The organism is Thermogemmatispora argillosa, from assembly GCF_059696725.1.
In genome coordinates this window covers 392,606-405,661 of sequence record NZ_AP019377.1, presented here as the reverse complement: position 1 = coordinate 405,661, position 13,056 = coordinate 392,606, and the positions used below count along the sequence as shown (strand labels likewise).

Annotated in this window: 13 protein-coding genes; 9 read left to right on the top strand and 4 right to left on the bottom strand. The window is 62.8% G+C overall.

What is annotated here, in order from left to right; all coding sequences use genetic code 11:
- Positions 1 to 12 precede the first annotated feature (12 nt).
- Positions 13 to 1,011 (top strand): catechol 2,3-dioxygenase, encoded by a 999-nt coding sequence (locus tag AC6H1L_RS01700; RefSeq protein WP_497599830.1) that lies wholly within the window; start codon positions 13 to 15, stop codon positions 1,009 to 1,011.
- A gap of 219 nt (positions 1,012 to 1,230) precedes the next feature.
- Entirely contained in the window at positions 1,231 to 2,055 is an 825-nt protein-coding gene (locus AC6H1L_RS01695) for an alpha/beta fold hydrolase (protein ID WP_497599829.1), read from the top strand.
- Positions 2,056 to 2,337: 282 nt separating this feature from the next.
- Here the strand turns inward: AC6H1L_RS01695 and AC6H1L_RS01690 are convergent, their stop codons facing one another.
- The 4 genes from AC6H1L_RS01690 to AC6H1L_RS01675 are packed head-to-tail and all read right to left on the bottom strand — an operon-like array spanning position 2,338 to position 7,611.
- Positions 2,338 to 3,780: an NAD-dependent succinate-semialdehyde dehydrogenase gene (locus AC6H1L_RS01690; RefSeq protein ID WP_497599828.1), complete on the bottom strand. Its 1,443-nt coding sequence runs from the start codon at positions 3,778 to 3,780 to the stop codon at positions 2,338 to 2,340.
- A 37-nt stretch (positions 3,781 to 3,817) separates the two neighbouring features.
- Positions 3,818 to 5,479, bottom strand: coding sequence for a class I adenylate-forming enzyme family protein (locus tag AC6H1L_RS01685; protein ID WP_497599827.1), 1,662 nt, complete (start codon positions 5,477 to 5,479; stop codon positions 3,818 to 3,820).
- 3 nt (positions 5,480 to 5,482) lie between these two features.
- Positions 5,483 to 5,911: an acyl-CoA thioesterase gene (locus AC6H1L_RS01680; RefSeq protein ID WP_497599826.1), complete on the bottom strand. Its 429-nt coding sequence runs from the start codon at positions 5,909 to 5,911 to the stop codon at positions 5,483 to 5,485.
- Positions 5,908 to 7,611 carry an acetate--CoA ligase gene (locus AC6H1L_RS01675; protein WP_497599825.1) on the bottom strand — a complete coding sequence of 568 codons (1,704 nt, stop codon included), beginning with the start codon at positions 7,609 to 7,611 and terminating at the stop codon, positions 5,908 to 5,910. Before AC6H1L_RS01675 ends, AC6H1L_RS01680 begins: the two co-directional genes overlap by 4 nt.
- Before the next feature lie 321 nt (positions 7,612 to 7,932).
- Here AC6H1L_RS01675 and AC6H1L_RS01670 point away from each other — a divergent pair, with 321 nt between their 5' ends.
- The 7 genes from AC6H1L_RS01670 to AC6H1L_RS01640 are packed head-to-tail and all read left to right on the top strand — an operon-like array spanning position 7,933 to position 12,975.
- Positions 7,933 to 8,910, top strand: coding sequence for a Phenylacetic acid catabolic protein (locus AC6H1L_RS01670; protein WP_497599824.1), 978 nt, complete (start codon positions 7,933 to 7,935; stop codon positions 8,908 to 8,910).
- Positions 8,891 to 9,232 (top strand): 1,2-phenylacetyl-CoA epoxidase subunit PaaB, encoded by a 342-nt coding sequence (gene paaB / locus AC6H1L_RS01665; RefSeq protein WP_497599823.1) that lies wholly within the window; start codon positions 8,891 to 8,893, stop codon positions 9,230 to 9,232. The genes AC6H1L_RS01670 and paaB overlap by 20 nt, the downstream gene beginning before the upstream one ends.
- Before the next feature lie 44 nt (positions 9,233 to 9,276).
- Positions 9,277 to 9,963 (top strand): Phenylacetic acid catabolic protein, encoded by a 687-nt coding sequence (locus tag AC6H1L_RS01660; RefSeq protein ID WP_497599822.1) that lies wholly within the window; start codon positions 9,277 to 9,279, stop codon positions 9,961 to 9,963.
- Complete coding sequence (locus AC6H1L_RS01655) at positions 9,960 to 10,511, top strand: PaaD-like zinc ribbon domain-containing protein (protein WP_497599821.1); 552 nt, start codon at positions 9,960 to 9,962, stop codon at positions 10,509 to 10,511. The genes AC6H1L_RS01660 and AC6H1L_RS01655 overlap by 4 nt, the downstream gene beginning before the upstream one ends.
- On the top strand, positions 10,492 to 10,911 hold the full coding sequence (locus AC6H1L_RS01650; protein ID WP_497599820.1) for an FAS1-like dehydratase domain-containing protein: 420 nt from the start codon (positions 10,492 to 10,494) through the stop codon (positions 10,909 to 10,911). The genes AC6H1L_RS01655 and AC6H1L_RS01650 overlap by 20 nt, the downstream gene beginning before the upstream one ends.
- Entirely contained in the window at positions 10,908 to 12,512 is a 1,605-nt protein-coding gene (locus tag AC6H1L_RS01645) for a thiolase C-terminal domain-containing protein (RefSeq protein ID WP_497599819.1), read from the top strand. The genes AC6H1L_RS01650 and AC6H1L_RS01645 overlap by 4 nt, the downstream gene beginning before the upstream one ends.
- A 16-nt stretch (positions 12,513 to 12,528) precedes the next feature.
- Entirely contained in the window at positions 12,529 to 12,975 is a 447-nt protein-coding gene (locus AC6H1L_RS01640) for a MaoC family dehydratase (protein ID WP_497599818.1), read from the top strand.
- Positions 12,976 to 13,056 lie beyond the last annotated feature (81 nt).

The following is a 13,056-nucleotide window of genomic DNA, read 5'->3' as shown; positions in this document are numbered from 1 at the left end:
GGAGGCAAAACAATGGCAGAAAACGGACAGGAACCTATGTTTGAGGTAGCCCAGCTAGCTCATGTGGAGCTGCTGACCCCCAAGCCCGACGAGACCCTCTGGTTCTTCAAAGATCTCTTGGGCATGGAAGAGACCTGTCGGGAGGGCCAATCGGTCTACCTGCGTGCCTACGAGGACTTCTATCACCATACCCTCAAGATCACGGAAGCTCAACACCCCGGCCTCGGCCACGTCGCCTGGCGCACCACCAGCCCCCAGGCCCTGGAGCGCCGCGTCCGGGCTATCGAGGCCCTCGGCCTCGGGCGCGGCTGGCTCGACGGCGACCTCGGGCATGGCCGCGCCTACCAGTTCCTCACCCCCGATGGCCATCGCATGGAACTGCTCTGGGAGGTCGACTACTACCAGGCCCCCGAGCCGCTGCGCACCGAGCTGCTCAACCGGCCCCAGAAGCGCCCCCTGCGCGGCGTGCCGGTGCGCCGCCTGGACCACGTCAATCTGCTGGCTCAGCAGGTGACCCCCAATCGCGACTTCCTGATGCAGCAGCTGGGGTTCCGCCTGCGTGAGCACATCATCCTCAACGATGGCACCGAGGCTGGTGCCTGGCTGAGCGTGAGCGCCCTGGTGCACGAGATCGCCCTGATGGGCGACCGCAGTGGAGCCCGGGGGCGGCTGCACCACATCTGTTACTGGTACGGCTATCCGCAGCACCTCTCCGACATTGCCGATGTGTTGATGGAGAACAACATCCAGATCGAGGCGGGGCCGGGCAAGCACGGCATCAGCCAGGCCTACTTTATGTATGTGTTTGAGCCGGGGGGCAATCGGGTGGAGCTGTTTGGAGATGCGGGCTACCTGATTTTTGATCCGGCCTGGAAGCCGATCACCTGGCACGAGAAGGATCTGGCCAAGGGGATCATCTGGTATGGCTCACCGCTGCCAGCCGAGTTCTTCCTCTATGGCACCCCCTCCCCCGACGTGGCTGCCAGCCTGGCAGGAGCGGCCAGCCAGTAACGAGCAAACAGAGCAATGATTGCAGACGGAGGGAGGCCGGGAAGGACGGTGACAGTGGTAGCGAACGGACACCAATCCCATCCTGGTCTCCTCTCCGGAGAGAGCATGGCTGTGCCCGCGAGGCCCCTCTCTCAGGGCACCAGCGATCTACTCAGTGCAGAATTGGACAGTACGATTCCCAAAGAGAGTTTGGGAGGTGTAGGAAGAGGAGTACTCTCTATGCAAAAGACGGAAGAAATAGGGCAGAGCATTGTCGCCGGAGGGGTGGTGACCAACTATCATGAGGCGGGCCAGGGCTTTCCTGTGATCTTGATTCATGGCTCCGGGCCAGGGGTCTCGGCCTGGGCTAATTGGAGTCGGGTCATTGGCTATCTGGCCGAGCGCCTGCATGTCTTCGCCTATGACCAGGTCGGCTTTGGCTATACCTCCCTGCCCGCCGATGGGGTTTTCGGCCTGGAGCGCTGGGTGGCTCATCTGCTCGCCTTTCTGGATGCTGTGCAGGTAGAGCGCGCTCATCTGGTGGGGAACTCGATGGGAGCAGCGGTAGCGCTGGCGGCGGCGGTGCTCCATCCTGAACGAGTCGAGCGCCTGGTACTGATGGGGCCGACAGGCGTGCGCTTCCCCTTGACCGCCGGCTTGGATGCCGTTTGGGGCTACACTCCCGATCTGGAGCAGATGCGGCATCTCCTCCGGCTCTTCGTCTATCACCAAGAGCTAGCAAACGATGACCTGGTGGCCCTGCGCTATCGAGCAAGCATCCGTCCGGGTATCCAGGAGGCCTTTGCCAGCATGTTTCCCCCGCCACGCCAGCAGGGTATCGATGACCTGGCAGCCTATGAGGACCGGCTAACAGAGATCCAGGCCCCGACGCTCCTGATTCATGGGCGCGATGACCAGATTATCCCGCTCTCGACCAGCTTGAAATTGCTGCACGCCATCCCGCGCGCTCAGTTGCACGTCTTTGGTCAGTGTGGTCACTGGACGCAGATCGAGCATACGCGCGACTTCAACCGTCTCGTGCGCGATTTCTTAACAGAGGCGTAATCTTCATGCGAGTGCCTGCGGGGCGGGTGTGCCAGTCAGGAACTGCTGATCTGTTGTCTGACCAGGGCGATCTGATCCGGCGCTTGAGGGCAGAGCGAGTAGTGTTGCCCCCAGGCCGCAGCCAAGGAAGATCCCCCCTCTCTGTAGCTTGCTTACTCGCTTTGACCGGCAATCAGCCCTCAGCGCTGGGGCTGGCGACTGGTTCGGGGGAAGAGACGTAGCTTAACGGGCGAACAAGCGGCGCTTCCCTCGAACCAGTCGCCAGGGATGACCTTTCACGGCTCAGGCAAGTGAGAAAGAGATCTGCTTTTTCAGCAAGAATTCCTCGACGCCGTAGCGGCCTCCTTCGAGACCAAAGCCGGATTGCTTGACTCCGCCAAAAGGCCCTTCAATCGTGGCCGGAAAGGGGTCGTTCAACCCGACGATGCCCACTTCCAGGGCCTCAGCCAGACGCCAGGCACGGGCCAGATCACGGGTATAGACGTAGGCTCCCAGCCCATAGGCCGTATTGTTGCTACGCTCGATGACCTCGGCCTCGTCGCGGAAGGTGGCCAGGGCAATCAATGGCCCAAAGGCCTCCTCACGGGCGATGGCCATCTCGTCGGTGACTCCTTCCAGCAACGTAGGAGCAAAGAGCAAGCCACCTGGGCTGTGGCCTCCAGTGACAACACGGGCGCCGCGAGCCAGCGCGTCCTCCAGCAGGCGCTGGATCTTCTGCAGGTTGCGCTGATGCTGGAGAGGACCGTACTCGGTAGTTGCATCCCGCGGGTCGCCCACCTTGACACGCGCTAGCCGCTCGACCAGGAGCGACTTGAAAGCTTCGGCCACGCTCTCCTCCACAAAGATCCGTTGGGGACTGGCGCAGATCTGTCCGGCATGGCGGAATTTGGCGGAGACCAGTCCCTCAACTGCGGCCTGCAGGTCGGCATCGGCGAAGACAATAAAGGGAGCAACGCCCCCCAGCTCCAGCACGACGCGCTTCGGACCCGCAGCAGCCAGGCGCATCACCTCACGTCCGACCTGGACCGAGCCTGTGAAGGTCACCATCGCCACGCGAGGATCACCAAGGAGGGTTTCAACAATAGCCGGGGCGTCTCCCATAACGACGTTGACGGCCCCGTGGGGCAGCCCCGCCCCTTCAAGCAGCTGAGCGAGCAGAAGAGTCACCCGCGCCGCCTCTTCTGCCGGCTTCACAATGAGCGTGCAGCCAGCGGCCAGCGCCGGGGCCACCTTACGCCCGAAGAGAATGCCCGGCGCGTTTGAAGCTGTGATGGCCGTTACGATGCCCACCGGCTGGGGAACAACTACGACGCGCTTCTTCGGATCGGGCGAGGGCACGAAATCGCCGAAGATGCGCCTGGCCTCCTCGGCGCAATAGCGCAGAAACGCCCCGGTAGAGCGGACCTCTTTGGCCGCCTCACGGGAGGTTTTCCCCAGATCCTCGATCAGGAGGGCCTCCAGCTCCGCCCGGTAGCGGCGCAGCAAGTGGTAGGCTTTGTAGAGCCTGTTGGCTCGCTCATTCCCGGGCAGGCGTGACCAGAGCGGGAAGGCGCGGGCCGCTGCCGCGATAGCGCTTAGGGCCTCGGCTTGCCCTCCTCGGGCCATCTGGGCAAGCGTCTGCCCGGTAAAAGGATTGATCAGAGGATAGGTCTCCTGGCTCTGGCTGTCGCAGGCCTGCCCGTCGATCCAGAGCTTCTCCAGAGATGCTGCATCGATACCAATCACGGATATTCCTCCCATGCTTCTCGGCCAGCTCGCTTGCCTAGACTGGACGATCTACCGCCTGCTGAATCAGCACCTGGATCTGCACTTTGCCAACGGGATCGCGTGGCAGCTGGTCGCGAAAGAAGATCTTGCGCGGATACTTATAGGGAGCCAGACGCTCTTTGCACCACTGCTGTAACTGCTGAGCGAGCGCCTCTCCGCCCTTGCTGTCCTTGGGCACCACAAAAGCGGCGACCACCTGCTCTCGGAGGGGATCGGGCAGACCGACGACTGCAACCTCCTGAACCTGTGGATGCTGCTGCAAGATCTCCTCGACCTCGCCAGGAACCACCTTGTAGCCGGCTGTCACAACCAGGTTGTTGAGGCGTCCCATGAACCAGAAGACGCCGTTTTCATCCATGCGGCCAAGATCATCGGTGATCGTCCAGCCGGCTTTGACCTCTGCTCGCTGCAGCTCCGGACGGTTCCAGTAGGTGAGTCCCGTTGGTCCCCTGGCGGCGATGCGCCCAACCTCTCCGGCAGGCAGCGGCTCAGCACTCGTGCCCTCGATGGGGACGATGCATATCTCATAGCCCTCGACCGGTTTGCCGAGCGCAAATGGCGGAAAGGTAGTATCAGCGCGCGGCCCGATAAACCACTGGCACATGATAGAGCTGCCAAGGGGATTACTTAGATGATAGCCCAGCTCCTTCCAGCGGGCGTAGAGATCACCGGCACCCGTTGTCAGGAAGGGGGCATAGACCTGCTGCACGCTGGCGAGGGCATGTCGATCGCCAGCCACCTCCTGAGCAAGCTGGCTCAGCGTCACAGGAATGGCCAGCAAGTGTGTCACCCGCTGAGCGACGATGGCCTGGAGCACGCTGACGCCGCTGAAGTTCTCCGGCTCCACAAGAGTGGCCCCCGCTTGCAACGTGCAGATGAACCTGCCCAGCAGTCCAGCGACATTGCTGATGGGGATGCCATACAGCCAGACCTGCCCCGGCTGGATGCCCCAGGTGCGCGCAAGCCGGCGGCCCGCCGCCAGCCAGCGCCGATGTGTGTGATAGGTAGCCTTGGGCCGCCCTGTTGTGCCGCCGGTGTGCCAGACTGCCGCCAGGTCATCCGCCTGCGTGCACACGCGCGCAGCCAGATCAGCACGGCCCTCGTTCATGAGTGCCTCCAGGCTCTCGCCATCCTGGTGAGGGGCTTTCCTGCCAATCACCACGCGCCTGACTGAGGTCTGCGGTAGCGCCGCGGCTAGCTCAGAGTAGAGGTCACCCTCGTTGAGCACAATGGCCCAGCGCGCAGCACTGTCGTTCAGATAGAACTCGATTTCGCTGCGCCGCGCCTGCGCAGGAATGGGCACAACCGCAGCACCGGCTTTCCAGGCAGCCACAGCAGCAATAATGGCGGCTGGCTGACTACTATAGCGTAGCGCCAGCCTGTCGCCAACCACAACGCCAAGCTCGATCAGGGCCCCTGCAAGGCGATCGCTCTTCTCCTTCAGTTCCTGAAATGTGACGACCTCTCCTGTTGTCATCCTGATGACTGCAGGTCTCTCTCCATTGCCCCTGTCACACCAGAGATCGATTGCTTCGCGGCCAACGTTGCGCTCAGAGCGTGTCTGCTCATCCTGCTCCCAGAGAAAGTCAGGCTGCAGCTCGGGAGGAACAAGCCAATCTTGAGGGACAGTAGCCCTTGCTGGATAATGCTCCTTCATGGCTCAAGCCTCCTTGTCAGAGGCGAGGCGCAAGAGCCAGGCCGGCAAAGGAACCGGGCGACCGTGCTCAATGTAGACGTGGATCACCTGGCCCTGGGCGACGACCTGCTCTGCTGCGTTCATAAACAGACATCGTGCAGCATAGCTGGTTTTACCGGGCCGATCAATCCAGGCCAGCAGCGTGAGAGTCTCATCCACCTGAACTGGTATGAAGTAGTCACACTCGCTATGGACCGCGGGCGTGGCGGCCCCTTGAGCCAGCAGCTCGCGGACCGTCATGCCGGCGCGACGCAGCAACTGGTGATGAGCCAGTTCGATCCAGCGGTAATACGAGTGGTAGTGGATCTGATAGCTGTCGACATCGGCCATCGAGACGAGGACCTGTAAGCTCAAGGCCCGCGGCGGAGGCTGCCAGATGGTGTCGGGCTTCACGGGAGATGCTCCTTCCCAGCCAAGGGCTGCAGGCGTTCGCGCAAGATTCGTCTCTGCAGCTTGCCGACGTTATCTTTCGGCAGCTCAGGCACAAATTCGATGCGCCGCGGATACTTGTAGAACGCCATTTGGGCCTTGCAGAAGTCCTGGAGAGCATGGGCGAGATCCTCGGAAGGCACCTGGCCCGGGCGCAGCACTACCACTGCTGTCACGGCCTGACCGCGGATCGGATCGGGCAGCCCAATCACCGCCGCTTCCGCAACGGCGGGATGGCGCGTCAGCACGTCCTCCACCTCCCTCGGCGCCACCTGCCTGCCACCAGTCACAATCATGTCGTCCAGCCGCGCATGGAACCAGAGCCAGCCCTCTTGATCCCAGATGTAGGCATCGTCGAGCAGACTCCAGCCCCCACGCACGTCCTGACGGGCCCGCTCCAGAATACCGCTATGCCGATGCACCCAATAGGTGATGCCGCTGGGGCCGCGGATCGCCAGACGCCCCGGCTGCTCGGGGTCTAGCAGCGTTTCGCCACTCACCGGGTCAACCAGGCGAGCCTCGTAGCCTGGCAGGGGACGACCAACCGACAACTGGGGCGCCACCTTCTCCCCCAGCAGATTGGAGTCGATAAACAGATGACGAATCGGCGTCATCCCAACGGTGTTTCTGACGGGGAAGCCTAGAGCCTGCTGCCAGCGCTCGTACGTGGCCTGATCCAGAATCTCACCGGAGCTGATGGCCTGGCGCAGTCGCAACTGCGGATAGCGCTCGCGCGGCGTCGGACAGACCTGGAGCATGATGCGGTAAATGGTCGCTGCCCCGGCCATAACAGTCGCGCCATACCGGGCTACGAGCTGCCAGAGCCGCTCACCGGAAGGGCGCACGGCATAGATGGCGCTGGCCCCGGCACGCAGGGGAAAGTTGATCTTTTCGCCGTTGCCAAAGGCATGACCGATAGGGGCATGCGTAAAGAGCACATCATCAGCAGTGACGGCGCGACTCAGGTTATTGAGATCCGCCAGCGCCACCTCAGCAGCATGGGTATGGAGGCAGCCCTTTGGCTGACCGGTGGTGCCGCCGGTGTAATAGATGCCACTGGCATCCAATGGCTGGGTGGGGTAGGTCGTCGCCTCCTCTGACTGGGTTGCCAGCAGTCGCTCAAAGCTCTCGTAGTCTCTCCCCGAGGCCTCGGGCCAGGCCACCACTGCCCGCAACTGGGGCGCCGCCGCGCGGGCCTGATCGACGTCGTCCAGGTAGTCACGATCAGAGACCACGACTGTTGGCTCGACATCGGAGAAAATAAAGGAGAGTTCTCGCGCTCGCTCAGCCGTGGCTGTGGGGACAATTAAGGCCCCGATCTTCCAGACCGCTAGCTGTACGATCGCCGCCGCAGGCACGTCGTTGAGCCGCATCACGACCCGCTCGCCAGGTCGTACACCCAGCGCCCGCAGGGCATTGGCACAGCGATTGACCGCTGCCTGCAGCCGATGGTAGGTCCAGATCTCCTCTCGATCGGCATCGATGATGGCCGTCCGTGGCCCCAAACCGCGCCGCACCGTGCGATCTAGCAGCTCGTCCGCAGCGTTGAAGATCTGGGCCCGCCTGATGTAATAGAGCCAGGGCACAGCGAAAAGGAACTCGGCCCGGTGTTCCGGCGGCGGTAGAAACTGCTCTGGTACGTTGGCAAAAGGTCGCTGCTCCATGAGATCGTCCTCCTTTTTAATAGGATCGCCCGGCCACGCTGCTCGTCCGATCTTGTCTACGCCTGAGAGGCGGCTGGCCAGGCAGGCGCTACGGACAGTAGACTGCCTGACTTCGCTGCAGACTGCGCTCACAGACCGCACGCTCTCTGTCTCGCTAGAGAGGAGAGAGTTGCCCCTCCTTCTCTGGATATTTACTTACTAGTAAGTAAGTATCGCCGGACTCCTTGACACCTCTCCTCTCCGCGTGCTATAGTTTACTTACTAGTAAGTAAGTCTACTGCGGAGACTGCCCCTTGTCAAGGGGGGAAGAAGGAGGAATACATGGCCACAGCACCTGTTATCGCAGCGGGGGTACGACCGCTTGCGCCGGAGGCTGTTGAGGATCTGGATGCCTTTATTGCCTGGTTGCAGGCGGGAGGACTGGTACAGGCTGGTGATCCGATGCCGGAGAGCTATCGCCAGCATGCCCTGCGCATTGCCTCGTTTCAGGCGTTAGCGGAGCTTGTGGGTGTGCTGCTCTTCTCCGACTGGCTTGAGCGAGTCCCTGCCTTTATCCGCAAGCAGATGATTACCGCCAAAGTGCAAGACGAAGTAGGGCATGGTCATGTCATGGCGCGGGTGGCCGAGGACCTGGGAGGAAACCGCTTAACCATCCTGGAAGATTATCTAGAGGGGCGGAGCAAGCTGCTCAACGTCTTCCATTATGAATTTCAGACCTGGCCCGAAATCGCCGTAGGTGCCATCCTGCAGAACTCGGCGGCCATCGTCCAGTTCCAGAGTCTGGTCAAAGGCAGCTATCTCCCCTACGTGCGAGCCTTGCGCAAGATCCTGCCCGAAGAGTCCTTCCACTTTCATCAGGCGCGCAACCTGATCCAGACCCTGCTTGAGCAGCGTGATCCTGTTGTGCGCCGTCAGCTTGAAGAGGGGTTAGCGCTCTGGTTCCCGCGCGTCCTGGCCTACTTCGGTCCGCCCGAGGGAGAGCGCTTCTGGAGCAACAAGATGGTGCAATTCCGTCTCAAGATGGCCAGTAACGAAGCGCTGCGCCAGGCCTGGCTCACCAAGATCGTCCCCGTGCTCGAACAGCTTGGTTTGCAGATCCCCGATCCGCGGCTGCGGCGCCGAGAAGATGGCACCTGGGAATACACCGAACCTGATTGGGAGGAAGTGCGGCGGGTCATCGCCGGGCAGGGGCCGGCCTCTGCGCGCCGTCGAGAGCAGGTACGCAGCATCTATGAGCGTAATCGCTGGTTAACCGAGATGATGGGCATAGGTGAGCAGCATGTCAAACCAGGTTTTTGAGGTCTTCGTGATCCTCAAGCGCGGCGACCCGGCGACGCACGTCGGCAGCGTGGTTGCGCCTGATCCCGTGCTGGCGCTCCACGAGGCCAAAGAGACCTATGTGCGGCGCACCGAATGTGTCTCGCTCTGGGTCGTGCCGCGCTCCGCCATCACCGCCTTTGCGCCAGAGGATGAGATCCTCTTTCAGGCTGCGCGCACCCGCGATTACCGCCAGGCGGGCTACTTTACGCGGCACGAGCGGCAGCCAGTGAGGCCAGCGCCGGAGCCAGACGGCCAGTCAGGAGAGACATTAGCGGTCTCGCATGGGGGAGCTGTCTCATGAGCGCCTGCCAGAGGCAGCATCCAGGGAAGGAAGGGAGCCACGAGATGGACCACGTAGCTGAGTTTGAGCTACGCGCCTGGGCTGATGACGAATTCATCGTCGGCCATATCCTGGGGAGCCGCATCATAGAATATACCCATCTAGAGGAATGCCTGGCCATCGGCTCGTTTGCCCAGGATGAGATGGCTCATGCGCGAGCGCTCTACGAATATACCGGCTTACACGATCGCGCACTCGACCGCTATGTCTTCTTCAGAGCGGCGGAAGAGTTCGTCGTCACTCCCCTGGCCACCTACCAGCCAGCGGACTTCCCGGAGCTTGTCGTCAAGCAGTATCTCTACGAGGTATTAGATCGTCTGCGCCTGCAGGCCATCAGCGAACGCTCGGGCCGGCAGCTGCAAGAGATTCTGCTGGTCATGCGCTACGAGGAGCATGTCCACAGCGAGCACTGGCGGCGCTGGTTGCAGGTCCTGGCCACCTCGCCGGCCCGCCCTCGCCTGGAGCAGGCCCTGCAGGTCGTCGGGCGTTATTGTGGCCTGCTCCCCTGGCAGCCATCAGCTCAGGTTCAGAGCTGGTATGGGCACTGGCGCCCGCAGGCCGAGCAGGAGCTGGCCGAGCAAGGGCTGACCCTTGGGGCCGCTGCTTCTGTCGACTGGCAGCAGCCCTTTGCTGCCTTGATTGAACATATGCAGTCGGTCTTTCGCGAGCGGCCAGAGGTGAGGCTAGGATGAACGAACAGCATGAGTGTATGAGCGATGTCGCTCTCACTGAAGAAACGGTTCTCCAGGCACTGGAGAGCGTTCTTGATCCCGAGGTACCGGTCAGCATTCGCCAGTTGGGCCTGATCCAGGGGGTGCATCTGGATGAGAATGAGATCAGCGTCGCCCTTGTGCCTACCATGCTGGCCTGCCCGGGCAGGGAGGTCATCGCTGAGGAGATCCGCCAGCGCTTAAGCCAGCTAGCGGGTGAGCGTCGCGTGGTGGTCACCTGGGAGACGCGCGTGATCTGGACGCCGCGGCGCATCACTACGAGCGGACGTCAGCAACTCCAGAGCTGGGGCGTCGTAGCACGCGAACCAACGCCCCACGGCGTGCGCTGCCCATACTGCGGCTCCTACCAGACGCGCCTCAACAACGCTTTTGGAGCGGCTGTCTGTAAAGCTCAGTTTTCATGTAGCACCTGTGGATCAGCCTTTGATGTGCTGCGCGGCGCCTTGCGACCCGTACCAGCGGAGGCTACCAGCCAGAGAGGAGACGGCGATGGATCTCTCCACGATTGAGCTACCTGATGTGACCTTCACAGTGGAGCAGGTCAAGGCCGCCGAGTTTGCGAGCGCCCTGGATACACAGCTCGCCACCGAGGCCGACGGCGCCGTCCTGGTCCCTATCGGGATGGTCTTTTTCGTGCTCTGCCGCGATAGCGCCACCATCTTCGAGCGCCTCGGGGTGCGCTGGGACCGTGCGCTCTTCGGTGGGGTCCGGCTGGAATATGCTCGTCAGATACGCGCTGGCGAGCAGCTTGTGGCCCGCAGCCGCTTTCTGAGCTATCGCGAGCGCTCCAGTGCGGAAGGGCAGCTTGGCATTCTGGAGCTGGAGACCTGCTACTCTGCCTCTGACGGACAGCTTGTGTTGCGGGAGGTCAGTACCCTGATTGCCCGCGGAGGACTGGAGCTTTCATGACTCTCTCATCTTCCTTACCGCATATCCTTCACGAGGACTGGTTTCAGGCGCGTGGTCAGCCGACCTTAAAAGGGTCGCGCTGTCCCAGCTGTGACGCACGCTACTTCCCACCGCGGCGATCCTGTCCTGGCTGTGGGGCCAATGAGCTGCTGCCCTATGAGCCGCCGCGCACAGGCCGTGTACTGGCCTGCACTGTCATCCATGTGGCGCCCGCCCCCTGGCAGGCTCCCTACGCAGTGGCGGCGGTCGAGCTGGATGATGGTCTTGTCGTCTATGCGCACCTGAGCGAGGGGCGCGTCCAACCCGGCACGCCGGTGACTCTCGATGCTCTGACGGTCAGGCGCGCCGATGGGGAGATCGTCACCTATGCCTTTCGCCCCTTGCCCGCCTCTGCTGGACTCCCGGCTGCCGCTGCCAGCGCAAGGCAGCCAACACCCCAGTCTCTCCCGCCAGGAGCCCGGCCCTTAGCGGCCCCAGTCTTCGTTGCCGGCGTTGGCATGGTCCCCTTTGGCAAGCACCCGGATGTGCCTCCGGAGATTCTGGCGTTGCGAGCCGGACTGGCAGCGGTGGATGATGCCGGACTTGATCAGCGGTCCGTCCAGGCCCTTTTCGTGGGCACGGCCTTCGGCGGGACAGCAATGGGACAGAAGATCTTGCGTCATGCCCCCTGGGGACAGCGCCCAGTGATCAACGTTGAGAACGCCTGCGCTTCTGGCAGCACGGCCCTGCTCGAAGCTGCCACCTGGGTGGCCAGCGGGCGCTGCGATGTGGCTCTCGCGATCGGCGTCGATGCCCCGGCCTCGCAGGGAGGAGGCTTGATTCCCTTGCCGCCGGATGATCCTCTGGCGGCGGTAGGCATTCCCCTGCCGGCCCTCTACGCTCTCACCGCCGATCACTATCTCCACCACTCTGGGGCCAGCGTGCGCGAGCTGGCGAGCCTGGTGGTCATAAGCCGCCGGCATGCCGCGGCCAATCCCTATGCCTTTTTCCGTGCGCCGGTGACCGTCGAGGAGGTGCTGCAATCGCGCCCGGTGGCCGAGCCGCTCACCCTCTTCCAGTGCTGTCCCAACGCTGACGGAGCCGCGGCGGCGGTGGTCGTCAGCGCTGCGCGCGCGCGCCAACTCGGGGCCAAAGTGCGACTGCGTGCCGGGCAGTTGCGCAGCGGCAGGGTTCAGAGCCGTTTCGGGCCGCAGAGTGTCGTCGCTCTGACGGCGCGAGAGGTCTATGAGGCCGCCGGTATCGGCCCCGAAGCGATCGCGGTGGCGGAGGTTCACGACGCCTATAGCTCGGCTTTGCCGCCAGCCCTGGAGAAGCTCGGACTGGCGCCGCCGTATGAGGCCGCGGCCCGTCTGGCCCGGGGCGACTATGACTATCAGGGGGCTGGCCCGGTGGTCAATCCCAGCGGAGGCCTGCTCTCACGCGGTCATCCCCCTGGGGCCACGGGCCTGGCCCAGGTCTTCGAAGTGGTCACCCAGTTGCGTGGTCAGGCCGGTGCCAGGCAGGTAGCTGGCGCGCATGTGGGACTCATCCAGAATCAAGGGGGAACAGTCCTCGACCTGGAAACCAACGCCGTGGCTATTCTACTTCTCACGGATTCATAACAGAGGAACGTGCCTTATGACCCCGTTGACACCGTTGCCAGTGGTCAGGCTCAAAGTGGACCGTCTCAAGATTGCCTGGATGGCGGTCGCCATCACGGACCCCAATCCGATCCACCTGGAGGACGCCGTCGCCCATCAGGCCGGATTCCCCAGCGTCATTGCTCATGGCACCTTTGCTATTGGCTTGATGGGCCTGCTCCTGACGCGCTGGGCTGGTCAACAGCAAGTGCGCCGTGTAGAGGCGCGTCTGCTGGAGCCTGTTTTCCCGGGCGAGGAGCTGCTTTGTCAGGGCGAGGTGACGGGCATCGAGGAGGATGAGGTACAGCTGCGACTACAAGTGCTGGCCGGCGAGCGGCAGGTAGCGGTAGGTTCGGCCACGGTCGCCAGGCCAGCCGCAGCCGGCCCACCGCTCGAGCGCGAGGTGAAGGCGCCGCTTGCCTCAGAGCCAGGGCCTGCCCTGTGAGAGAGAGAACCTTTTCCAGGTATGCCAGGGTTGCCGTCAGTCAGGTCAGAGCGAGCGCCCTGGCATACTGCTCTCCGTGGG

Excerpts from the sequence above, each read along its gene's own strand:
- AC6H1L_RS01700 (WP_497599830.1), top strand. The coding sequence starts at position 13 with ATGGCAGAAAACGGACAGGAACCTATGTTTGAGGTAGCCCAGCTAGCT.
- AC6H1L_RS01695 (WP_497599829.1), top strand. The coding sequence starts at position 1,231 with ATGCAAAAGACGGAAGAAATAGGGCAGAGCATTGTCGCCGGAGGGGTG.
- AC6H1L_RS01685 (WP_497599827.1), bottom strand. The coding sequence starts at position 5,479 with ATGAAGGAGCATTATCCAGCAAGGGCTACTGTCCCTCAAGATTGGCTT.
- AC6H1L_RS01675 (WP_497599825.1), bottom strand. The coding sequence starts at position 7,611 with ATGGAGCAGCGACCTTTTGCCAACGTACCAGAGCAGTTTCTACCGCCG.
- AC6H1L_RS01670 (WP_497599824.1), top strand. The coding sequence starts at position 7,933 with ATGGCCACAGCACCTGTTATCGCAGCGGGGGTACGACCGCTTGCGCCG.
- paaB (WP_497599823.1), top strand. The coding sequence starts at position 8,891 with ATGTCAAACCAGGTTTTTGAGGTCTTCGTGATCCTCAAGCGCGGCGAC.
- AC6H1L_RS01660 (WP_497599822.1), top strand. The coding sequence starts at position 9,277 with ATGGACCACGTAGCTGAGTTTGAGCTACGCGCCTGGGCTGATGACGAA.
- AC6H1L_RS01655 (WP_497599821.1), top strand. The coding sequence starts at position 9,960 with ATGAACGAACAGCATGAGTGTATGAGCGATGTCGCTCTCACTGAAGAA.
- AC6H1L_RS01650 (WP_497599820.1), top strand. The coding sequence starts at position 10,492 with ATGGATCTCTCCACGATTGAGCTACCTGATGTGACCTTCACAGTGGAG.
- AC6H1L_RS01645 (WP_497599819.1), top strand. The coding sequence starts at position 10,908 with ATGACTCTCTCATCTTCCTTACCGCATATCCTTCACGAGGACTGGTTT.
- AC6H1L_RS01640 (WP_497599818.1), top strand. The coding sequence starts at position 12,529 with ATGACCCCGTTGACACCGTTGCCAGTGGTCAGGCTCAAAGTGGACCGT.